Source organism: Aquimarina sp. 2-A2 (genome assembly GCF_045505135.1).
GTDB lineage: Bacteria > Bacteroidota > Bacteroidia > Flavobacteriales > Flavobacteriaceae > Aquimarina > Aquimarina intermedia.
In genome coordinates this window covers 1,014,308-1,037,393 of record NZ_JBJKFI010000001.1, presented here as the reverse complement: position 1 = coordinate 1,037,393, position 23,086 = coordinate 1,014,308, and the positions used below count along the sequence as shown (strand labels likewise).

The following is a 23,086-nucleotide window of genomic DNA, read 5'->3' as shown; positions in this document are numbered from 1 at the left end:
CTAATATATTCTATTAACTAGTGTAAAAGTATAATATATAATGTAGAATAGTTATAACTCAATTATCTCGCATCAATACTATAAATACCGATACCGACGACTTGAAGTAAAAAATAATTATAAAAAAGCTCTGCCACTTTGGCAGCTATTCTTTTAAGAGTATCTTTGTCCAAATAAAATTACCAAGTAAGTACATTATAGATGGAGAAGATTATAGATGAAGATAAACAAGGACAGGCACTCGTTCTTGATTCACGAGAGACCAATAAACGCAAGCTTTTTATAGAGAGTTACGGGTGTCAAATGAATTTTAGTGACAGCGAAATTGTTGCGTCCATACTTGCTGAGAATGGTTTCAACACCACTCAAAATTTGGAAGATGCTGACCTCGTTTTGGTGAACACATGTTCTATTAGAGAAAAAGCAGAACTTACCGTTAGAAAACGTTTAGAAAAATATAACGCTGTAAAAAAGGTCAACCCAAAAATGAAGGTTGGCGTATTGGGCTGTATGGCCGAGCGCCTGAAAAGTAAATTTCTGGAAGAAGAGAAAATTGTAGATTTAGTTGTTGGTCCTGATGCCTATAAAGATCTACCCAATCTGCTTGAAGAGGTGGATGCGGGCCGTAATGCTGTGAATGTTGTCTTATCTAAAGAAGAAACCTATGGCGATATTGCTCCCGTGCGACTACAGAGCAATGGGGTGTCGGCATTTGTATCCATTACAAGAGGATGTGACAACATGTGTACTTTTTGCGTGGTTCCCTTTACCCGAGGTAGAGAGCGAAGTCGCGATCCGCAAAGCATTTTACAAGAAGTGAATGACTTAGTAAGTAAGAATTACAAAGAAATTACGCTGCTAGGACAAAATGTGGATAGTTATCTATGGTATGGAGGTGGTTTAAAAAAAGATTTTGAGAAAGCCAGTGACTTACAAAAAGCAACAGCTACAGATTTTGCAAAACTGTTGGATATGGTAGCACAGCAGTTTCCTAAGTTACGCATCCGGTTTTCAACTTCCAACCCTCAGGATATGACTTTGGATGTTATTAATATAATGGCAAAACATCCTAATATTTGTAACCACATTCATCTTCCTATACAAAGCGGGAGTGATCGTATATTAAAGAAAATGAATCGTTTGCACACCCGTGAGGAGTATATGAAACTGATTGATGATATTAAGCATATTCTTCCTGATTGTTCTATTACGCAAGACATGATCATAGGCTTTCCTACAGAAACAGAAGAGGATCATCAAGATACGCTTTCATTATTGGAACATGTAAAGTATGAGCACGGATATATGTATGCATATTCTGAAAGACCCGGCACCATGGCCGAAAGAAAATTTGAGGATGACGTACCCGAAGCTGTAAAGAAAAGGAGACTTGCCGAAGTTATTGCACTTCAACGAACACATTGTGCATACAGGCATGAATCGTATCTCGGCAAAACTTTTGAAGTACTTATTGAGAAAGAATCAAAAAAATCTGATCAACATTGGAGCGGAAGGATTTCGCAGAATATCGTAGCTATTTTTCCAAAAGAACATTATAAAATTGGAGATTTTGTGCTCGTTCATATTAGCGAATGCACAAGTGCTACACTACTAGGTAAAGCTGTAGCCTACTCTGATAATAATTAATTTATTTACTTGAAGTTAACAACATATGGAATCAGTTCAAGCTACAAAGCAACGTTTTGGAATTATAGGAAATGATCCTAAGCTAAACAGAGCTATCGAAAAAGCCATACAAGTAGCCCCAACCGATATTTCAGTTCTAGTGACTGGAGAAAGCGGAGTGGGTAAAGAGAGTATTCCTAAAATAATTCATTCGCTCTCGCATCGTAAACACGGTAAGTATATAGCCGTAAACTGCGGTGCTATACCTGAAGGGACAATTGACAGTGAACTCTTTGGTCACGAAAAAGGCGCCTTTACAGGAGCTACACAAACCCGTAGTGGGTATTTTGAAGTTGCAGATGGTGGTACCATATTTCTGGATGAAGTCGGAGAACTACCTTTAACTACTCAAGTTCGATTACTTCGTGTGCTTGAAAACGGAGAGTTTATAAAAGTTGGATCTTCTAAAGTTCAAAAAACCGATGTGCGTATCGTTGCAGCTACAAACGTGAATATGTTTGAAGCGATAAAGAAGGAAAAGTTTAGAGAAGACTTATACTATCGACTCAGCACTGTGGAAATAAATTTACCTCCTCTGAGAGAACGAAAAGAAGATATTCACTTACTCTTTAGAAAGTTTGCTTCCGATTTTGCTACAAAATATAAAATGCCAACGATCCGGCTTGATGAGGAAGCCACTGCTTTATTAGAGCAATATCATTGGAGTGGTAACATCCGTCAATTACGAAATATTGCCGAGCAAATTTCAGTACTTGAACAAACAAGAGTTATTACAGGTAAATCATTGCATGGTTATTTACCGAATATGGGCAGTAATCTACCCGCAGTAATTTCCTCTAGCAAGAAAGATAGTGACTTCAGCAATGAACGTGAGATTCTATACAAGGTTCTTTTTGATATGAAAAATGATCTTAATGATCTTAAAAAACTTACCATGGAACTGATGCAAAGCGGAAACTCTAAACAAGTTCAAAAAGAAAATGAGGGATTGATTCGTAAGATCTACGGTGATGACGAAGAGGAAGATGTAGCTTACGAAGATTCACAGGAAGAAGAAGCTAGAGAGATTTTACAAATTCAGGCGGCAGCTACTCCTGCAACTCCCACAGCTGAAGATAAATATCATTTTGCAGAAGAAATTGAAGAAGAAGAAACACTTTCCCTTCAGGACAAAGAACTTGAACTGATTAAAAAATCACTGGAGCGACATCGCGGTAAACGCAAAGCAGCGGCAGATGAACTTGGAATTAGCGAACGAACTTTGTACCGTAAAATTAAGCAATACGACCTCTAATTATAGCGTAGTTAAACATCGCAATTACTAATATTGTATGAGAAATATAAAAATCATTTTTGTAGCCCTAATTAGCAGTATCATGCTGTATGGTTGTGGAGCATATTCGTTCAGTGGCATATCAATTTCTCCTGAAACCGAAACTTTTCAAGTGAACTTTTTTTCGAATCAGGCTTCTATAGTAATCCCGGGAATTGATCAAACATTTACAAATCAATTGCAAGATCTTATCTTAAACCAAACCAATCTGGATTTGGTTACCTCATCCGGAGACCTCGTCTACGAAGGTGAGATTGTTCAATATTATGTTGCTCCCAATACTGCCACTTCAGAAAATACTGCAGCGCAGAACAGACTAACTATTGCTATAAATGTCCGTTTTTATGACACCAACGATCCTACACAAGATTTAGAACAACGCTTTTCGTTCTTTTACGATTATGCTGCTTCCCGTTCAGAAAACGCAGTTCGTGATGAAGCAATTCAAATAATTTATGAACGCTTAACGCAGGATGTTTTTAATGCAACCTTAGCAAAGTGGTAATGCATTGTAATTAAATTTTCTTATCTTAATTCAGGAAATAAAAGTATTAGTTTTGAACAGCAAGTCGTTATCTTTTCTTCTAAATAATCCTTCTCAAATCAAGAAGGATCACATTGATGCCTTAGAGCATTTAATAGAGGAGTTTCCTTATTTCCAATCGGCTCGTTCAATTTTATTAAAAGGCTTAAAAGATCAAGGCAGTTTTCTTTATAACAAAGAACTTAAGACTACGGCAGCATATACCACGGATCGTAGGGTTTTATTTGAATTTATAACGTCTTCAGATTTTATAAACGTTAGCCCTGATGAGCGTGACAACCAATCGTCAGTACAGCAATCTGCAAAGGAGCTGTTGGTAAAGGATACCATATCAGTATCTATGGACGAAGCAGTTGCTATGAATATTGATGAGGCCGAAGAGGTTTTGAATCCAGCACTTTTTGAAACTAAGGCCATGGAGAGTAATACGGTTCAAGAGGAAACGGTCGCAGATACTGGATCTTCGGCAGAAACTAGGTTGCAACCTACAGATACTCCTAAAGAAGAGCTACATCCGGACGCCCCATTAGAGTTTACTAAGAAGGAGACACATTCATTTACAGAATGGCTGAAACTCACAAACCTACATCCGATAGATCGAGAAAACGAAGAGGATTCTGATGCTGAATCAGTTGCCGACAAAAAAGAAAATAAAACTCCGGACGAAAAAAATACACGCCTCGTACAACAGCAAAAGTTTGAAATTATCGATCAATTTATTGCTAACAATCCCAAGATTAAACCGGCAGATAAATCACAACCAACCCGCAACATTGCTAAGGAGCATAATCAGGCACCAGATGAGTTAATGACAGAAACGCTGGCAAGGGTGTATTTATCTCAAAAGAATTATAAAAAGGCCATTCAAGCATATAAAATATTAATTTTGAAAAATCCCGAAAAAAGTGGTTTCTTTGCAGACCAAATTCGGGCAATAAAGAAATTACAAGAAAATAAATAACAATATAATGACAACGTTTACAATCTTTTTAATACTTATCGTTATCGTATCTTTTTTACTGATTGTAGTAATCATGGTACAGAACCCAAAAGGAGGCGGACTTTCTTCATCTTTTGGTGGTGGCGGCTCACAACAGCTAGGTGGTGTCAAAAAAACAACCGACTTTTTAGATAAAAGTACTTGGGCTTTGGCAACCTTACTACTAGTTTTGATTTTATTATCAAACATTGACCTAATGGGAGGTTCAGGGATCGAAGATTCCAAAATTAACACCGAGGACATTCAGGTGGAGGCTCCTCCTGTAACAACACCTCCAACAGAGAACAATTAAAAGATAGCAGTATACGCTGCACATCCTATAAAAAATGCCGACTTGTCATATAAGTCGGCATTTTTTATTTCAATTTGTCAGTATCTATCCACTGGCACAATTTCTGAATGATTAGATAGAACAATTGTATAGTAATTTTAATATTAAAACTAATCATAATGGGAGTAAACATTAAACCTCTTTCGGATCGTGTGGTAATTGAGCCACTTCCGGCAGAAAAACAAACAGCTTCAGGATTATACATACCTGATTCAGCGCAAGAAAAACAACAAAAAGGTAAAGTTGCTGCTGTAGGTAATGGTAAAAAAGACCATGACATGACTGTAAAAGTTGGTGACACGGTTCTTTACGGAAAATTTTCCGGTACCGAATTAAAATTAGATGGTAAAGACTATTTGATCATGCGTGAGGATGACATCCTTGCAATTGTATAAAGGGTTCAATACAAACACAAATCGCGTTCGGTAATTTCTAGATTGATAAAAATTACTCAGAACTCAAAATCAAAAAACAAAATTCTATTATGGCTAAAGACATAAAATTTGACTTAGAAGCACGTGACGGCATTAAGCGTGGTGTGGATGCATTGGCAAATGCAGTAAAAGTAACCTTAGGACCTAAAGGTCGTAATGTAATCATTAGTAAATCTTTTGGAGCGCCAACAGTAACCAAAGATGGTGTTTCTGTTGCAAAAGAAGTTGAATTAGAGGATCCATTAGAGAATATGGGTGCTCAAATGGTAAAGGAAGTAGCTTCAAAAACGAATGATCTTGCCGGTGACGGTACAACAACCGCAACTGTATTAGCACAGGCTATCGTAAAAGAAGGCCTTAAAAACGTTGCTGCGGGAGCAAATCCAATGGATTTGAAACGCGGTATTGATAAAGCTGTAGAAGCGATCACTGCTGATCTTGAAAAGCAAACTAAAGAAGTAGGAAGTTCAACAGAAAAAATTAAGCAAGTAGCTGCTATTTCTTCAAACAATGATGAATTGATTGGAGACCTAATTGCTCAGGCTTTTGGTAAAGTAGGTAAAGAAGGTGTAATCACTGTTGAAGAAGCTAAGGGAACAGATACGTATGTAGATGTTGTTGAAGGTATGCAGTTTGACCGAGGGTATTTATCTCCATATTTTGTTACTAACAGTGAAAAAATGACTGCTGATCTTGAGAATCCATACATTTTACTGTATGACAAAAAGATCTCTGCAATGAAAGATTTATTACCGGTATTAGAACCAGTGGCTCAAACAGGAAAACCTTTACTTATTATTGCTGAAGATGTTGATGGTGAAGCTTTGGCTACTTTGGTAGTTAATAAATTACGTGGTGCCCTAAAAATTGCAGCGGTAAAAGCTCCTGGATTTGGTGATCGTCGTAAAGCAATGCTTGAAGATATTGCAATCCTGACCGGAGGTACTGTAATTTCTGAAGAACGTGGATTTACCTTAGAAAACACAACTATCGAACAGTTAGGTACTGCAGAAAAAGTAGCTATCGACAAGGATAATACAACCGTTGTGAATGGCGCTGGTGAAGAAGAAATGATCAAGAATCGTGTGAACCAGATTAAAGCGCAAATCGAAACGACTACTTCTGACTATGACAGAGAAAAATTACAGGAACGTTTGGCTAAATTAGCCGGTGGTGTTGCTGTTTTGTATGTAGGTGCTGCTTCTGAAGTTGAAATGAAAGAGAAGAAAGACCGTGTGGATGATGCTTTACACGCAACTCGTGCCGCTGTTGAAGAAGGTATTGTTGCCGGTGGAGGTGTAGCGCTTGTAAGAGCTAAAGCAGCGCTGGACGCTATCAAAACAGAAAACGCTGATGAAGCAACAGGTGTACAGATTGTTAATCGTGCTATAGAAGCACCATTACGTACTATTGTTGAGAATGCAGGCGGAGAAGGTTCTGTTGTAATTGCTAAAGTGATCGAAGGAAAAGATGACTTTGGTTACGATGCTAAATCTGAACAATATGTTGCCATGCTTGAAGCTGGTATTATCGATCCTAAAAAAGTAACACGTGTCGCATTAGAAAATGCTGCGTCAGTTTCAGGGATGATTTTAACTACTGAGTGTGCGTTAATCGATATTAAAGAGGATGCTCCTGCTGGCGGCGGCGGAATGCCACCAATGGGCGGAGGTATGCCAGGTATGATGTAAGTCGTAAGACGAACTCAAAAAAACAAAAACGCTATTTGATGTATTTCATATAGCGTTTTTTTATTATAATATCAGAGGTTGCTTAAGAAAACTTATTCATCATCTCCTCTACCAAAGTTTCGGTTTTTTTGAACTTTTCTTTAGCCAGTAATCGTTTGGGGGGCGCCATTCTTACTTCGCAATCATGTATCGAACAGGTTTCACAGGTAACTCCGACTTTTACCGTAGCAATCTTTGCATCATTTACAAAAGCTATTTTCTTTTCGAGTGCCGGCGAAATTAAAAACCCTATACCAATACTGCGGTAAAACTCTTTTCTAAAAGGATCTTTGGTTGCCGAGGTGAATACTAAATACTTCTGCCCAGTGTCTTCATAATCAGAGATCTGAATATCAAAAGCATATGGAATATTCTCTTTAGCCGTGCGCTGCAACGTTTTAATAGCCATCCATCGACGACAGTAATGTTCATTTATTTCATTAGCACGGGGTTGTTGTTGATGCGTAATATGTAATTCTTTTACCAAGTTAAATTTATTCGCTCCCAGCTTGTGGGTAAAACGAAGAAAAAACACATTCTGCATCCCAAAATCCTTTGGTAAGATATTTGTCAGACGCTGATAAAATGACTCCGGAGAAGCATTATACTGATGCATCACCTTATGAAAATCAACGGCTGAAAACTTTTTCCTTGAAAAAACCGTCTTCAATTGGTTTTTAAGATGTACTCTAGGTAAAATCAATACGCCGGCAAAATAAGAGGCATAAAAATTATGCAACACCTCTTCAAAATTGTCGTATTTGATCCATGAAAATGTATAAGGGCGTTCTTTAATTTCCAAATACTGATACCCTAATTCTTTGGCATAAATAAATGTTTTTTGAGCCTCATCCACCCTACCTGACAAGAGTAGCGTTTTGGTCCCAGGTACAAAGACACAGCGTAAATTCTCCAATTCCTCCTGATTAGGGATAGCTTCTGTTATAATTTTATACCCATATTCCTCTGTTAGAATTTCTTCTAACTCGGCCGAATTTATTTTTCCGTTTAGATCAAGTTGATAGGAGTTAGCACAACGAATGGCTTTTTCTTCAAGCTCTTTAAAAAAGTTATTATGTGCCTCTTGATACGATCGCAAAGAAGCCAAATAAAAACCTTCTCTGCTCAAGTTATAGTGCTGCGCAATCTCGATGATTGTACTTATAAATGCATTCACCTTAGAAGGTGCATTGGCGATAATATCAATTAAATCACTTTGCTGAATTCCGAATAATTCCAGCGGAATCTCATCAAGTATTCCCGATTGCAATATTTCTCCAATAGGCGCAAGGTTTTTATCCAGTTTTAAAGACACCAAACTGTCATAAGGCACTTCTAAAGTTTCAGCCAATCGAATAATTTTATCCGTCTTAGGATATTTTTTTCCTTTTTCTATCTCATTTAAATACGATTTTGAGAGACCACTCAACTTAGATAACCCAAATAGAGATAATTCTTTTTCGTTACGTATCTGCTTGATTTTCAGACCAAAAATCAAGCGTATATATTCTTCTGCTATTGCCATATAGATCAAAAGTAAGCATTCTTGCGAATATTTTCAAAAACAAAATATTCTCATTTAGCGAACGTTCGCTTGTTTTATAAAAAACTTTTTTTTAATATTGTTCACTCAATCGATATGTTATGGAGACACAAATCAATATTAATCAGAAAATCAGCTTTGACCGGAAGGTAAAAAATTACTATCCGGACATTTTAACCGACGGGGCTTTAACTTTTTTAGAAGCTTTACACAAACGTTTTAATCCAAAACGTTTGCAACTACTTGACAATAGAGTATACAGACAGCAACTCTTAGACTTGGGGTCTTTTCCTTGTTTTCCTGAGCACACCAAAGAAATTAGAAACAGTGAATGGTCTGCAGAAAAGATTCCTTCGGATCTTCTGGATCGCCGTGTCGAAATTACCGGTCCTGTAGATCGAAAAATGGTCATTAACGCTCTTAATTCGGGAGCCAAAACCTTTATGGCAGATTTTGAGGACAGTAATGCTCCGCTATGGGATAACTGCATGCAAGGGCAGCAAAACCTAAAAGATGCCGTTAATAAAACCATTTCTTTTTATCACCCAAAACGTGATAAGACCTATCATCTTAATGAGCATTGTGCTACGCTTTTAGTGCGTCCAAGAGGTTTGCACTTAGAAGAAAAACACCTGTTGATTGAGCACCAGCCTATTAGTGCTTCGTTGATTGATTTTGGGTTATATGTATTCCACAATGCAATCAATTTGAACGAACAACAAACAGGACCTTACTATTATTTACCAAAGCTGGAACATTTTACCGAAGCTATCTGGTGGAATGATGTGATAAACTTTACTGAAGAATTTCTGGGTCTCGCTCATGCTACGATTAAAGTTACAGTCCTAATTGAAACTATTACTGCCAGCTTTCAGTTAGACGAAATCATTTACGCTCTTAAAGATCATATCGTTGGTCTTAATTGTGGTCGATGGGATTATATTTTTAGCTATATCAAAAAAATGAGAAATCATCCTGAATATATTGTTCCGGATCGTGACCAGGTAACTATGGCGAGTCCATTTATGGATGCCTATAGCAAATTGGTTATTCAGCGTTGCCACAAAAGAAATATTCTGGCTATTGGAGGTATGGCTGCTCAAATCCCAATCAAAAATGATGAAGAAAAAAACGCCGCAGCTTTTGCTAAAATCCGTGCGGATAAAGAACGCGAAGTTCGTAATGGCCACGATGGTACTTGGGTAGCACATCCTGATATGGTGAAGTTGGCAACCGAGATTTTTGATACACATATGCCAGAAGCAAATCAAATAGCTAACAAACGTACCGATATCCAAATTACCGAAAAGCAACTAATAGAGGTTCCCAAAGGTACCATTACCGAACAAGGTATACGAAAAAACATCAATGTAGCCATACACTATATCGCTACTTGGCTTGGTGGTAATGGAGCAGTTGCTTTGTATAATCTAATGGAAGATGCTGCGACAGCAGAAATAAGCAGAACACAGATATGGCAATGGCTACAAAATAAAGTGGCACTCGATGATGGCCGAACTTTTAACCAAGAGCTATATCAAACACTCTTAGATGACGAACTCAATACTATTGAACAGCAAGTTGGCGCAGCATTGTTTGAAAAACAAACATATCAAAATGCGGTACAGCTGTTCAGAGATTTAGTCGAAAGTAATGAACTCGATGAGTTTTTAACCACAAAGGCATACACCTATCTATAAAAATAATTTAAACGAATACACTAAAATCAATATATTATGAATACACAGCAACGAATTGAAGAACTTCTTGTAGACTGGTCTACCAATCCAAGATGGAACAACGTAACCCGTCCTTACACTGCAGAAGAGGTGGTAAAATTACAAGGCTCGTATCGTATAGAGCACAGTATTGCTAAGCAAGGATCCGAAAAACTTTGGATGAAGCTTAAAACACAAGATTTTGTAGCAGGATTAGGAGCACTAACCGGTAATCAAGCAGTTCAAGAAGTCGAGGCTGGATTAGAGGCTATCTACTTAAGCGGTTGGCAAGTAGCAGCCGATGCAAACCTTGCGGGCCAAATGTATCCCGACCAATCCTTATATCCGGCTAATAGTGTACCACAAGTGGTAAAACGCATCAATAACGCTCTTTTACGAGCTGATCAAATACAGGTGGTTAATGAAGAAACAACTACCAAAGATTATTTAGTTCCTATTGTTGCCGATGCCGAAGCAGGATTTGGAGGTAATCTCAATGCTTTTGAATTGATGAAGGCCATGATAGAAGCAGGAGCCAGTGGTGTGCATTTTGAAGATCAATTAAGTTCTGCTAAAAAATGTGGGCATTTAGGCGGAAAAGTATTGGTCCCTACGCAAGAAGCGATCAACAAGCTGGTTGCTGCAAGACTTGCTGCAGATGTAATGGGTGTACCTGCTATAATTATCGCAAGAACAGATGCTGACGCAGCAAATCTATTGACTAGTGATATTGATGCACGGGATCATAAATTTGTAACAGGTGAACGTACTGACGAAGGTTTTTTCCATGTTAAAAATGGAATAGAGCAAGGTATTGACCGTGGTCTCTCGTATGCACCGTATGCAGATCTCATTTGGATGGAAACCAGTAACCCTGATCTGAAGCAAGCTCGCAAATTTGCAGAAGCGATTCATGCCAAATATCCAAATCAAATGTTAGCGTATAATTGTTCTCCTTCTTTTAATTGGGCATCAAAATTATCTGTAAAAGAAATGGAAACGTTCAGAGAAGAACTAGCGGCTATGGGATATAAATTTCAGTTTATTACGCTGGCAGGTTTTCATGCACTAAACACAAGTATGTTTGAGCTATCAAAAGCTTATAAAGAACGTGGTATGGCAGGTTATTCAGAACTACAAGAACGTGAGTTTGCTTTGCAAAAAGATGGCTTTAGAGCTGTAAAACATCAAGGTTTTGTTGGAACCACTTATTTTGATGCTGTTCAAAACACAGTAACGGCAGGGCGTTCCTCTACCGTAGCTATGGCAGGAAGCACAGAAGTTGAGCAATTTTAATTTTTTCCGATTTTATTATTGTTGCGATACAGCATCCTTTTGGATGCTGTATTTTTTTCTAAAGGTTTTTAAAAAGAAAACTATTTACTCTTCATCCTCGGTACAATTCCATTTGAAATCTGAAATTGGATAGCGCCGTCCCCCCACATAATTATAATGCCACCACTCTGTTCTAATAGTTTTAAAATCAAAAGCCAACATGGTTTCTTTGAGCAATGTCCGATGTTGCTTCACCTCATCTGTTAAATTAGCATAGGCATGATGCGATTCCCATCCAAAGTGATCATAGGCCGACCCCATATCAATAGGCAAACCTTCCAAGGTTGTTATTGTTAGATCAACTGCAGCACCTTTATTATGAATTGAACCTCCTCGTGGATTAGCTACATATCCAGGCTTGGGGAAAATCTCCCACATCTTTTTTTGTACGCTATGGGGTCGATAACAATCAAAAAACTGCAAACGATATCCCAGTTCCATTAATTTATTATTAGCTTTTATCAAAGCAACAGCTACGGGTGCACGGACATAACAGGCTGCACAGTCATAGACAGCTGTTTTCAGGAAATTATCCGAAGTTGCATATTTGATATTCAAAGTGAACTCATCGGAATACTTGGTAATATCAACTAAGGTAGCATCCGGTAATGCCTTAAGTTCGTTCGGATCCGCTTTAATTTGCGTCACAGGATTACTTTTTGCTTTCTTATCTTCACGCTTTTGACTAGACAGCTCAGTTTCTTTAGACGGAGTGCTGGTTTTTTCTTCGGAAAACGTTTTCTTCTCTTCAACAGGCTTAGCACACGAAATCAATAAACCAATTAATAAAAACCAAGAATAACTTCTCATTATATAAACCGTTTAGCTCAACACCTTTATTTTGTAGAAAGGGTATCAATCACACTCCCACATCCAAGCATTTCAAGTCCAAAATACGGATTTTTAATCTTCTCGTCTTTACTAAGCCAATCTGCGCCTTTATTTGAATCTGCCATAGGACAATTCATGATATAAAAGGTACTGTTTAAAGTATCCATGTTTTTCGCAATCGCAATAATCTCTTCAGAAAGCGCAATAAAATGATCTCTCTGATTTTCAATCGTTTCATTATCAAGTATTGCTTGTGCCATTTCTTCGATCCTGAAAACATGAGAGCTAAGCATTTTATCCATCGCAGATCGTTCTATCTTTGCTGTGGACACTAACAATAGGCTAGCTCCCTCTTTAATTTTTTCTGCATCCGCAACGACAAAGGCATCTTTGAGCGTAATATAATTCAAAATTACCTCTTCAAATTCTTTTTGGACTGCACTAGGTATCACCATTACACTTTCATTCATCGAGTGACTTTGAGGTTTCTTAGAATTCATCATCGATCGCTTCCCTTGCAGCTGTGCGGAAGCATCTATTGTAAAAACTCCGTTGACCACTATTTCATCTGTAGGAGACAACCCCTCTGATATAGTATAGGATTCACCAATATTATTTTTTATTTTGAGTTCTCTCATTTCAAACACCGGCTCATCCGGATTAGTTTTAACATAAACCACAGAACGTTTTCCCGTCCATAATACTGCACTTTTAGGAATAATTATTTCTTCTGGCTTTGGGTCATTGCCAGAAACATTGACCTCTCCCGTTACAAACATTCCGGGTTTCAGTCTATCTTTTTTATTTGGAAGTACGGCACGAATTGCTACCACTCTGGTATTAGAGTTAAGTACGGGATCGATAAATGAGATAGTTGATTTAATTTCTTCAGGAAACGTCTTGGTACGGATTGTTATGTTCTGACCCTTTTTCAATTGATCAATAGCAGATTCATACACATCAAAAACTGCCCAAACTGTACTTAGATCTGCTATCTTAAGTATCGGCTGTCCCTCCTTAACGTAATCACCAACTTCCACCATTTTTGAAATCACAATACCGGATGACTTAGCATATATTGGAATTGTATTTTGTACTACTCCGGAAGATTCTATCGCATCGATCTGCTTGTTTGAGAACTTCCATAGTAATAATTTGCTACGTACAGCATTGTACAAATCGGGTTGCGATTTCTTAAGAGCAGCCATTGTTAAAAGTTCTTGTTGCGCAGCAATCAGTTCAGGAGCATATATCTGAGCCAACAATTGCCCTGATTTTACTGTTTCTCCTTCGAAGTTCACATACAGCTTTTCTAACCTCCCGGCGTAATAAGCAGTTTGCACTACTTCCTTTTCTTCATTTTTAACTATAGTTCCAGAAAGAGATAACGTATTATTTGCTGAACCACTAGTTCCGACTTTTTGGGTTTGGATGTTTGCCAGTGCCATGGCATTTTTAGTCAATCTAAATTGATCAATACTTAAACCATCTGAGGACGTTTCTGCAGGAATCAAATCCATGCCGCAGATTGGACAATCTCCCGGTTCTGATTGCTGTATTTGCGGATGCATAGAACATGTCCACAATTGATCCGCATTGCTTTCTAAATCGTGATCATGCATGTTGCTTGTTTCGGTAGACACCTCGTTGTTTCCAAAAATAAAATAACCGGCAAACAATCCTGCTAAAGCTGCTAAAGCTGCTAAAGCAATATATAAAACCTTTCTATCCATAAGCTGTTTGTTATAATTTGAAATATTCCTTACTGAGACTCAACATTTGAATCTTCAGTTCCTCTTTAACTTTACTAATCTTCTTACGGTTGGAGAGCTTATATACCAGAGTAAGAACCCACTGAGTACCGTCAACAAACCTAATAAAGAAAAAGCTCTGAGAATAACTGTATTAAAATTATCTCTTCCTTCATAATCCATAGTATGTGTCATCCATAAAAAGTCAAAAAATCGCCAGTCTCTATGTCTCAAAGTTTGAAACTTTCCATCTGTAATAGAGACATATGCTTTAATATCGTTAGTGGATTTATATGAAATAACAAAAGCAGGTAATGGCCGTCCTCTATACTCATGGTGCTCATCAACATTTTCGATTCGCCTAATGTTTTCTACTAAGAGTCCATCCCTCATGTTTTTTTCTGCAATTTTAGTTGCTTCGTCTTCTGTAATTTCTTTCTTGAGAGCTCCAGTCCTTGCATGCAACAATATTTCTTCATTAACCCAATAAAAAGGTTCCCCTGCGATATCTTTTAACTCCAAAGACTTAAGAGGTACAGTAGGCTGCAGTTTAGAAGGACTCTGTAGATTAGCAAAGGAGCTTAAGAGTACAGCTTCTTTTTTAAATTGATCTCCATGGATTTCATCAATATCTGTCCAGCTAAAATATAAGCCACTAATTGTCCATAGCAAAAATTGAACGCCGATAAAGAGTCCCAAATACCTATGGGTTTTTCGAATATTAATAGCAAGTTTTCTTCTTACCATAAGATAGTTATTTTTTGACTTTAAAAGGAAATTTCACCTCTATCTTTTCCCATCTTAATCGTATCAAACCTTCGTCGCTGTCCTTTTTCTCAATAGTGTATTCTAAATGCTCTTGAACCTCATTTACGGTAACAGGTGCCACATCAAATCTTAAAACATCATCTTGCTCGGAGTATTCATCTTTGCCATGTTGTTCCCAATTCTTATTAAAAATTAAGATCCATGAATCCTTTGAAGGAATTACAAAGAAACCGTATCTACCCGAGGGCAGCTCTTTTTGGTTAATAATTAAGTCTTTATTGGTTTCGATCCAAGTAGCGTTATGAGCTCCAGCCTGCCAAACTGTATCATAAGGTAATAATCCTCCAAAAATAATTCTGTTTCTTACCCCGGGCGAGGAGTAATCAATATGAATATGTGCGTCACCTATCATTTGCATGACACTCTTATGGGGGCTCAATGTTTTTCTTGCAGTCTGCACCTCAACATTCGTTACTTCATGATTGGAGTGTATTGGGCTTTCTTTTTTATTTTCGTTGCAACCATAAAATAACATTAATACTACACCAACACCTATTAGTTTTTTCATCTTATTTATTATTAATTAATTTTTGCGGCTTTTAATCGTAATGAATTTGCAATTACTGAAACCGAACTAAAACTCATTGCTAAGGCGGCAATCATCGGAGATAATAAGATGCCGAAAAAAGGAAACAAAACCCCTGCCGCTACAGGTATTCCAACCACATTATAAATCAATGCGAAAAACAAATTTTGTTTGATATTTCCCATCACCTTATGACTAAGGTTTCGTGCTTTTACGATCCCTTGTAAATCCCCTTTTACCAAAGTTATTTCTGCACTTTCAATTGCTACATCGGTTCCGGTTCCCATAGCAATTCCTACATCACTCTGTGCTAATGCAGGTGCATCGTTGATACCGTCTCCAGCCATCGCTACTTTTTTTCCTTTCTTCTGTAGATTTTCTACCACTGATAACTTATCCTGAGGCAACATTTCTGCTTTAAAATCCGTAAGATCTAAGGTTGATGCAACTGCCCTCGCAGTATCTTCATTATCCCCGGTCAACATAATGACGTCAATACCTTTGGCTATTAACGTCGCAATAGCTTCTTTACTGGTTTTCTTAATGGCATCACTGATCACCACAAATCCTACCGCTATACCATCAACAGAAAGATAGGATACTGTCTTACCGCGTCGTTGTTCCTGAATGACACTACTATTCAGTTCTTTTGAGAGCGAAGCGTTTACTTCAATCATCAATTTCTCATTCCCTAAAGCTATCTTTTTTCCTGAAGTGGTTCCTGTCACTCCTTTTCCTGTAATCGAAGTGAATTTCTCAGTTTCAAATGCTGTTATGTTCTGTTGTTTTGCATATTGAACGGTAGCTTCTGCTAATGGGTGTTCACTATGTTGGTTCAGGGAAACAATATATTGCAACACTTCATTTTTTGAATACCTATCAGAAACAGATACGACATCCTCTACTGAAGGTTTTCCTTCGGTTATGGTTCCGGTTTTATCTATAATTAAGGTATCAATTGTATTCAATTTCTGTAAGGCTTCTGCGTTCTTAACTAGTATGCCGGATTGCGCTCCTTTACCCACACCAACCATAACGGACATGGGTGTTGCCAAGCCCAAGGCGCAGGGGCATGCGATTATCAACACAGCTATACCATTTACCAGCGCATACACATATGCCGGGTCGGGTCCGACAAGTACCCAGACTATAAAAGTAATGATAGCACTAACTACTACCGCCGGAACAAAATATCCGGAGATTTTATCTGCAAGTTTTTGAATAGGTGCCTGACTCCTACTCGCTTTATTCACCATTTCGATAATTTGAGACAAAAGGGTGTCATTACCCACTTTTTCAGCCAACATTACAAAAGATTGCGTTCCGTTGATAGTACCCGAACGCACCATATCTCCAACGTTCTTATCTACAGGAATAGGTTCGCCGGTAATCATCGATTCATCTACGGTGCTGGCACCTTCATCGATACGACCGTCTACAGGAATTTTATCTCCTGGTTTTACACGCAATCGATCTCCGATAACGATTTGATCTATTTGTATGCGTTCTTCTTCACCGTCTGTAACTCTGTAAGCGATATTTGGTGCCAGTTTAAGCAACTCTTTTACTGCGCTATTGGTCTTACTATGTGCCCGTGCTTCTAATACCTGACCCAGAAGCACTAAAGTTAAAATTACCGTTGCAGCTTCAAAATACACATGCACTGTCCCTTGATGTGATTTAAATTGAGACGGAAAAAAATCAGGGAATAACAATCCGAATACACTAAACACCCAGGCAATCCCTGCTCCAATACCGATTAAGGTGAACATATTGAGATTCCAGGTAACGATAGATCGATAAGCACGTTCAAAAAACATCCAAGTTGCATAAAATACAACGGGCAGTGATAAAAACAGTTGTATCCAGTTCCAGTACACCATGTCCATCCAATCATACAACAGATTATCCGGTACCATTTCTGACATAGCGATTAGAAAAATCGGTAATGTAAAGGCACTCGCTATCCATAGCTTTTTTAGCAGTCGTTTGTAGTTCTTCTCTTCTGCACTCGCATCTGCTTTTATAGGAACAAGATCCATTCCGCAGATAGAACAATCTCCAGGTGCATCTTCGACAACCTCCGGGTGCATAGGACATGTATATTGTGTTACTGAAGCTTTCAAACTAATTTCTTCTACCAAATCCATTCCGCACACTGGACAATCTCCTGGTTGATCATACGTTTTTTCTCCTTCACAATGCATGGGGCAATAAAAAACACCGGTCCCTTTACCATCTGATGCTTTCGTATTTGATGTTTGAGATGATATAAATTCCTGTCCCGGTAAAGCTATTGCATAGCCGCCCCCATCCGTATCTAACGCTTTTTGAAAAGTTGTAATCGGAATATGCTTCGCCATTTCAATCGTTGCTTCGGCATCTTCAAGACTCACCACTACTTTTTCAACATGATCAATTGTACTCAGTGTCTTTTCAACATGAGCTCGGCAGCCATTACAGCTCATCCCCTGAATTTTATATGTGTGCTTCATTTTACATCATTTTTACCACTATAAAATTAGCATATTCCCACTAAGCTGTTTATGAAGTTATGGTTCATTTTTATATAATTTGGTCTAAAGCTCTACGGTTCCAATGTTCACTTTTTCGGTATTCACTCATGCTTACCCCAACTATCATCTTAAATTGGGATGCAAGATGACTACTACTTTTATAATTTAGTGCGTACCCTATTTCAGAAAAATTCATAGTTCCCATCTGGATATACTCTTTGGCTTTTTCAACTCTTAGTTGTATCCAATATTTTTCAATTGTCATTTTCTCAACCCTGCTAAAACATTTACTAAGTTGCCCATAATCTTTGCCAAGTTTTTCTACTAAAAAAGAAGATATGTTTTCATTAGGGATTCCATTTTCTCCGTCCATTGTTGCTATAAGAACTCCTTTGATGGCATTGGTCAATTGCGCTTGCTCTTTTAAAACACGAACAAAGCCTTTTTCTTCTAAGGCTCGATCAATGCTATCCAAAGAAGATGCATTTTTGAGAGCGATGACTGCTACGCCTAATTCTAAAGAAATTACGGGAATCTCTAAAGTCTCAAAAATCTGGTTTACCACCAGTATACAGCGATCGCAAACCATATTTTTTATGTGTAACACTTTTTCCATCGCTCTTTTAGAATCTTTCTATGGTTTTTATTCTATAGTTGCTTTTACACTTCCACATTTCAACATTCTGTTTCCGTAATATGGGTTACGAATTTCTTTGGAATCTGACAACCAATATCCTCCATTACCATCAAATGCCATAGGGCAGAATTGCTTATATACTTCACCAGAAGCAATTTTAGCCTGACCAATAACCTTTATCGTTTCATCTGTAAGGGTGCTAAAAAAATCACGCTGTTTTGCAATATCTGTTGTGAGCGCCATTAATTCTGCTGTAGCCTTCAATTGTTTAAAATTTTCATCCTCAGAAATCATGTTTGATAACGCTTTTGCGTGCGTCATCGCATCTTTTGGATTCGAATTTACCAAAGCTCCTTTGATTGCTAAATAGTGCGTATATAGATTGCTCACCATCTCATTTTCAAATTTGATGGCTGTCCGATCATCTGTAGCATTATAATTTACACCCTCCTCTTCAACTGCCTCTACAGTTTCATGATTTACCTGAGTCTCGTGTGTTTTCTTTTCTTTTGCGCAAGAAAAAAATAGTATTGATCCTGCAAGTAGTACTGTTGTTTTTAAAATCATTCTTTTTATCATGTTTATTTAATTTAATATGGTTTTATACTTATTCACTGACGTTTAAATAGGTGATCTCTGCAGTTTGTATGTAGTATTGTTTTATAGCATCAATCTTTTTATATTCAAAATCTAATATCATTTTTTGAATATCAAGTAACTCATCAAAATCAATTTGGGAAGTTGTATAGCCAGTTCGAAGGATTTGTTCAACTTGACGTGCTTGCTCGATATTCTTTTGTTGTGTATTATAATTGATTCTCGATGTGATTCGCTCATTGATAGCGCGCTCCAAACGATTTTCTAGTATATTTTGTGCAGCATCATATTGTTGCATAACTTTATCCTGCTCTAAGGCAAGTTGTTTGGATTGTGATCTATATTTTTTAGCAAATAAAGGGATAGACATAGAAACCATAGGCATTACAATATCTTTTCCGTTATCCGGTACTATCATATCCGATCGTTCTTGCACAATTACATAATCCAGTCCAAACCCCAAAGCCGGCAGCGCTTCTTTATTATTTAGTTTTAGCTTAGCATCAATTACATTGGTTTGGTATTCATAAGCCATGAGTTCTGGATGATTATTTATTTCTTCCATAATCATAGTAGGTTCTTCCTCCGGAATAAAAAGATTATCGACCACATATACTGAATCAAATCCATCACGGTTAAGAAGACTATTAAATTCTTTTTGGGTTGATAATTTTTCTCCCTTAAGTATTTCCTCTTGATTACGAACTTCATTTAAAGCGATATTAATTTTTAAAATATCAACCGCGGTTGCGCGATTTGCAGTAAGTGCGGTCAAACCGATCTCCTTATATGTTTCTAATAATTTATACCGTTCGTGTAAAATTTGCTGCTTGGCATTTAGGGCATATAGCGTATAGTATGTTCGTTTAAGACTTAAGAAAAGTTTGCTTTTAGCAGTTTCCAGTCTGTTCATTTCAACCAAGCTCATCTGTCTGGCGGCATCTTTTTTAGCATTTAGCACTCCAAATAAAGGAACCATTTGTTGTGCACTAAATCTTGCTTTCTGTGCACCGGTTCTGGTCTCAGCCTCTTGCACAAAATAGCCCGCTGATACAGTAGTATTGGGTAAACTTCCTGCTTCATTTATCCGTTCTTCACTTAGATCCAGATTGTACTGCAAAGCTTTCAATTCAGGATTGTTCTGTACAGCTTCTTCCTGATAATCCTGAAGGGTTTGCGCAATACCCAAACTAATATTAAGCATGGAAAACAAGAGAATAAAACCAACACCAATTGCCGGCCTTTCGTTTATATAAAAAATTGTATTCAATTGCGTCATGTTACTTTTATAAATTTGTTGATCTTAGAAAAATAATGATTTCTATCCGGGTTGAAAACTACAAAACTTAATTCTATGACTCAGACCAATCCTTGTAAGGAATTTTCCTCATGCAAACTATCGTTGCAAAGCTTTAAAAGATAGATCGAACGTTAATGGATAGATGACGGTGCTCTCTAAAGTATTTTAAAATTTATCTCTTAAAATACTATGATATTTACACGTAGCTCACAACAGGGGTAAATCACCTATCGCACTCTTAGCATCTCAAATTAGAAAAGTGCCATACCATTGGGTGAAGTTCCTGATGATGGGTGGTGGTGAATATTTTGAGTAAAATATTGGTGTACTCTCAATTGGTTTCAGAAAGTTGTGATACGCACTTTGAGAAGTCTGCGTAAATACCAGCTTTTTGAAGTCAAGGATATCAAATGCATTTTTCAATTCATCTTGTCCCTTAACCACCTGCAATGTGTCCTTACAACAAGGTGTTTTGTGAACTAATGTTTTTGAGGGAGATGTGGATTGAAGTTCGGCCTCCATACCACAGGTTTTAGCAGGCGTAAAAATAGCCGTATTAACCAAGAAATTTCCGCAGTAATGCTTAGATACGGTAAAAGATAGTGTTGAAGACAAAACTAAAACCGCAAGTAGAACCGAAATAATATTTCGAAAAGCATTTTTCATTACTACAAAAGTACGTAATAATTTCAATATCGATTTATTTTAACATAACAATAGAATGACTTAAGCGATCGATTCTAAGAAATAATAAATATTTTTGCATCAAATTTTGATCTATGACCTTAGAAGCACTAAAACCTGAAGTTGATACAATTATTGAAACTCAGAAACTTTCTACTGATGAAAAACTGCGGGCTATTTGCCAATTACTGAAGGATAATGTCACCTACTATAACTGGGTTGGATTTTATTTCAAAAACGGAGATAAAGAGGAGCTGAAATTAAGAACGTATGTCGGAGCTCCTACAGATCATGAGATCATTCCTTTTGGAAAAGGAATCTGTGGACAAGTGGCGGTATCGAATGAAAATTTTGTAGTTCCGGATGTTCAGGCACAAGACAACTATATTGCATGTAGCATTTCAGTAAAATCTGAAATTGTTGTTCCCATGTTTAAGGACGGAGAGAATATTGGTCAAATCGACATCGATTCTGATTCCCCTGACCCTTTTACTGAGGAGGATGAGCGATTTTTAGAGTTTGTAAACAAGAAAGTCTCACAAATCTTATAACTTTCAAATTTACCGCAAAAAGACAAGGTCAGGAAACTCCTGACCTTGTCTTTTTATGAAGGCTCACTTCAACGATGTATCTTATTTTATCAATTTTGGCAAAAAGATAACACTCCCTAACGTTGTTTGTTGATTTGAAGAGCACTCGATTTTATACATTTGTAACCTAACCAATATGGATAAGTTACATCCATAGCCATTGAAAAAATTAATAAATGAAAATTTTAGTAACCGGAGGTCTCGGTTTTATTGGATCTCATACGGTAGTTGAGCTTCAAAATAAAGGGTACGAAGTTGTGATTATTGATAACTGCTCCAACTCTTCGGTGGAGGTACTTGCAGGCATCACAAAAATTACTAACACACAACCCGAATTTGAGCAGTTTGATTTACGCGATAAATCCAAAGTGCAAGATTTTTTTAAGCGACATACTGATATCAAAGGAGTAATTCACTTCGCAGCTTCAAAAGCTGTTGGAGAAAGCGTCGAAAAACCGTTGCTATATTATGAAAATAATATTGCTACTCTAGTATATCTTTTACAAGAGTTACAGGACTTACAGATAGCTAATTTTATTTTTAGTTCCTCTTGTACAGTTTACGGTCAAGCTGATGAACTTCCTATTACAGAAAACGCTCCGGTCAAACCGGCAGAATCTCCTTACGGAAATACGAAACAAATCGGGGAAGAAATAATACGGGACACTTGTAAAGTTAAGACAAATCTCAACGCTATAGCCTTGCGTTATTTTAATCCCATTGGAGCACATCCCACTGCTGAGATCGGTGAGTTACCTATCGGAGTTCCACAAAATTTAATTCCGTATATCACCCAAACAGCCATTGGTATGAGAGATCAGCTTTCTGTGTACGGAGATGATTATCCAACAAGTGACGGCACCTGTATACGAGATTACATCCATGTTGTGGACCTTGCCAAAGCACATGTTATTGCACTACAGCGATTATTAGAAAAGAATAATCCTGCCAATTTTGAAGTGTTCAATGTAGGAACCGGTACAGGCAATACCGTGCTAGAAGTAATTAACTCATTTGAATCCGTATCCGACAAAAAATTAAACTATAAAATTGTTGGAAGGCGTGAAGGCGATATCACCGCAGCATATGCAGATACGTCCAATGCGAATACTGAGCTAGGATGGAAAGCTGAGAGTAGCTTAGATGACGCATTAGCTTCTGCCTGGAAATGGGAGCAAAAGGTTCGTTCTTAAATTAAACCTCAAGAACGA

Annotated in this window: 21 protein-coding genes; 11 read left to right on the top strand and 10 right to left on the bottom strand. The window is 37.5% G+C overall.

Annotated elements, in window-relative coordinates:
- Positions 1–201: 201 nt before the first annotated feature.
- The 7 genes from miaB to groL all read left to right on the top strand — a co-directional run bounded on the left by miaB (position 202) and on the right by groL (position 6,980).
- Positions 202–1,647: a tRNA (N6-isopentenyl adenosine(37)-C2)-methylthiotransferase MiaB gene (gene miaB / locus ACJRPK_RS04735; protein WP_407138639.1), complete on the top strand. Its 1,446-nt coding sequence runs from the start codon at positions 202–204 to the stop codon at positions 1,645–1,647.
- 25 nt (positions 1,648–1,672) lie between these two features.
- Complete coding sequence (locus ACJRPK_RS04730; protein WP_407138638.1) at positions 1,673–2,941, top strand: sigma-54 interaction domain-containing protein; 1,269 nt, start codon at positions 1,673–1,675, stop codon at positions 2,939–2,941.
- 37 nt (positions 2,942–2,978) lie between these two features.
- Positions 2,979–3,485: an LptE family protein gene (locus ACJRPK_RS04725; protein WP_407138637.1), complete on the top strand. Its 507-nt coding sequence runs from the start codon at positions 2,979–2,981 to the stop codon at positions 3,483–3,485.
- A gap of 52 nt (positions 3,486–3,537) precedes the next feature.
- Complete coding sequence (locus ACJRPK_RS04720; RefSeq protein ID WP_407138636.1) at positions 3,538–4,485, top strand: hypothetical protein; 948 nt, start codon at positions 3,538–3,540, stop codon at positions 4,483–4,485.
- A gap of 7 nt (positions 4,486–4,492) precedes the next feature.
- Positions 4,493–4,816, top strand: coding sequence for a preprotein translocase subunit SecG (gene secG / locus ACJRPK_RS04715; RefSeq protein ID WP_148781310.1), 324 nt, complete (start codon positions 4,493–4,495; stop codon positions 4,814–4,816).
- Positions 4,817–4,974: 158 nt separating this feature from the next.
- Positions 4,975–5,250, top strand: coding sequence for a co-chaperone GroES (gene groES, locus ACJRPK_RS04710; RefSeq protein WP_148781309.1), 276 nt, complete (start codon positions 4,975–4,977; stop codon positions 5,248–5,250).
- Between the two features lie 89 nt (positions 5,251–5,339).
- The gene (gene groL / locus ACJRPK_RS04705; RefSeq protein ID WP_148781308.1) at positions 5,340–6,980 is read left to right on the top strand and encodes a chaperonin GroEL; all 1,641 of its coding nucleotides are present in this window, start codon (positions 5,340–5,342) and stop codon (positions 6,978–6,980) included.
- A gap of 82 nt (positions 6,981–7,062) precedes the next feature.
- Here groL and ACJRPK_RS04700 read toward each other — a convergent pair whose 3' ends face one another.
- Positions 7,063–8,544: a helix-turn-helix domain-containing protein gene (locus ACJRPK_RS04700; protein ID WP_407138635.1), complete on the bottom strand. Its 1,482-nt coding sequence runs from the start codon at positions 8,542–8,544 to the stop codon at positions 7,063–7,065.
- Between the two features lie 119 nt (positions 8,545–8,663).
- Here ACJRPK_RS04700 and aceB point away from each other — a divergent pair, with 119 nt between their 5' ends.
- Together aceB and aceA are read left to right on the top strand one after the other, a co-directional pair.
- Positions 8,664–10,262: a malate synthase A gene (gene aceB / locus ACJRPK_RS04695; RefSeq protein WP_407138634.1), complete on the top strand. Its 1,599-nt coding sequence runs from the start codon at positions 8,664–8,666 to the stop codon at positions 10,260–10,262.
- Positions 10,263–10,298: 36 nt separating this feature from the next.
- Entirely contained in the window at positions 10,299–11,576 is a 1,278-nt protein-coding gene (aceA, locus tag ACJRPK_RS04690) for an isocitrate lyase (protein ID WP_407138633.1), read from the top strand.
- Positions 11,577–11,660: 84 nt separating this feature from the next.
- Here aceA and ACJRPK_RS04685 read toward each other — a convergent pair whose 3' ends face one another.
- The 9 genes from ACJRPK_RS04685 to ACJRPK_RS04645 all read right to left on the bottom strand — a co-directional run bounded on the left by ACJRPK_RS04685 (position 11,661) and on the right by ACJRPK_RS04645 (position 21,294).
- Entirely contained in the window at positions 11,661–12,425 is a 765-nt protein-coding gene (locus ACJRPK_RS04685) for a M15 family metallopeptidase (RefSeq protein WP_407138632.1), read from the bottom strand.
- 26 nt (positions 12,426–12,451) lie between these two features.
- Positions 12,452–14,179, bottom strand: a complete 1,728-nt coding sequence (locus ACJRPK_RS04680; protein WP_407138630.1) for an efflux RND transporter periplasmic adaptor subunit — start codon at positions 14,177–14,179, stop codon at positions 12,452–12,454.
- Between the two features lie 54 nt (positions 14,180–14,233).
- The gene (locus tag ACJRPK_RS04675) at positions 14,234–14,944 is read right to left on the bottom strand and encodes a PepSY domain-containing protein (protein WP_407138629.1); all 711 of its coding nucleotides are present in this window, start codon (positions 14,942–14,944) and stop codon (positions 14,234–14,236) included.
- 7 nt (positions 14,945–14,951) lie between these two features.
- On the bottom strand, positions 14,952–15,533 hold the full coding sequence (locus tag ACJRPK_RS04670; RefSeq protein WP_407138627.1) for a DUF2911 domain-containing protein: 582 nt from the start codon (positions 15,531–15,533) through the stop codon (positions 14,952–14,954).
- A gap of 11 nt (positions 15,534–15,544) precedes the next feature.
- The gene (locus tag ACJRPK_RS04665; RefSeq protein WP_407138626.1) at positions 15,545–18,046 is read right to left on the bottom strand and encodes a heavy metal translocating P-type ATPase; all 2,502 of its coding nucleotides are present in this window, start codon (positions 18,044–18,046) and stop codon (positions 15,545–15,547) included.
- Between the two features lie 70 nt (positions 18,047–18,116).
- Positions 18,117–18,683 carry a helix-turn-helix domain-containing protein gene (locus tag ACJRPK_RS04660; RefSeq protein WP_407138625.1) on the bottom strand — a complete coding sequence of 189 codons (567 nt, stop codon included), beginning with the start codon at positions 18,681–18,683 and terminating at the stop codon, positions 18,117–18,119.
- Positions 18,684–18,710: 27 nt separating this feature from the next.
- On the bottom strand, positions 18,711–19,283 hold the full coding sequence (locus tag ACJRPK_RS04655) for a DUF3347 domain-containing protein (RefSeq protein WP_407138624.1): 573 nt from the start codon (positions 19,281–19,283) through the stop codon (positions 18,711–18,713).
- A 28-nt stretch (positions 19,284–19,311) separates the two neighbouring features.
- On the bottom strand, positions 19,312–20,571 hold the full coding sequence (locus ACJRPK_RS04650) for a TolC family protein (protein WP_407138623.1): 1,260 nt from the start codon (positions 20,569–20,571) through the stop codon (positions 19,312–19,314).
- Between the two features lie 276 nt (positions 20,572–20,847).
- Positions 20,848–21,294, bottom strand: coding sequence for an HYC_CC_PP family protein (locus ACJRPK_RS04645; RefSeq protein ID WP_407138622.1), 447 nt, complete (start codon positions 21,292–21,294; stop codon positions 20,848–20,850).
- 86 nt (positions 21,295–21,380) lie between these two features.
- Here ACJRPK_RS04645 and ACJRPK_RS04640 point away from each other — a divergent pair, with 86 nt between their 5' ends.
- Both ACJRPK_RS04640 and galE read left to right on the top strand, forming a co-directional pair.
- On the top strand, positions 21,381–21,836 hold the full coding sequence (locus tag ACJRPK_RS04640) for a GAF domain-containing protein (protein ID WP_407138621.1): 456 nt from the start codon (positions 21,381–21,383) through the stop codon (positions 21,834–21,836).
- 215 nt (positions 21,837–22,051) lie between these two features.
- Positions 22,052–23,068: a UDP-glucose 4-epimerase GalE gene (gene galE / locus ACJRPK_RS04635; RefSeq protein ID WP_407138620.1), complete on the top strand. Its 1,017-nt coding sequence runs from the start codon at positions 22,052–22,054 to the stop codon at positions 23,066–23,068.
- Positions 23,069–23,086 lie beyond the last annotated feature (18 nt).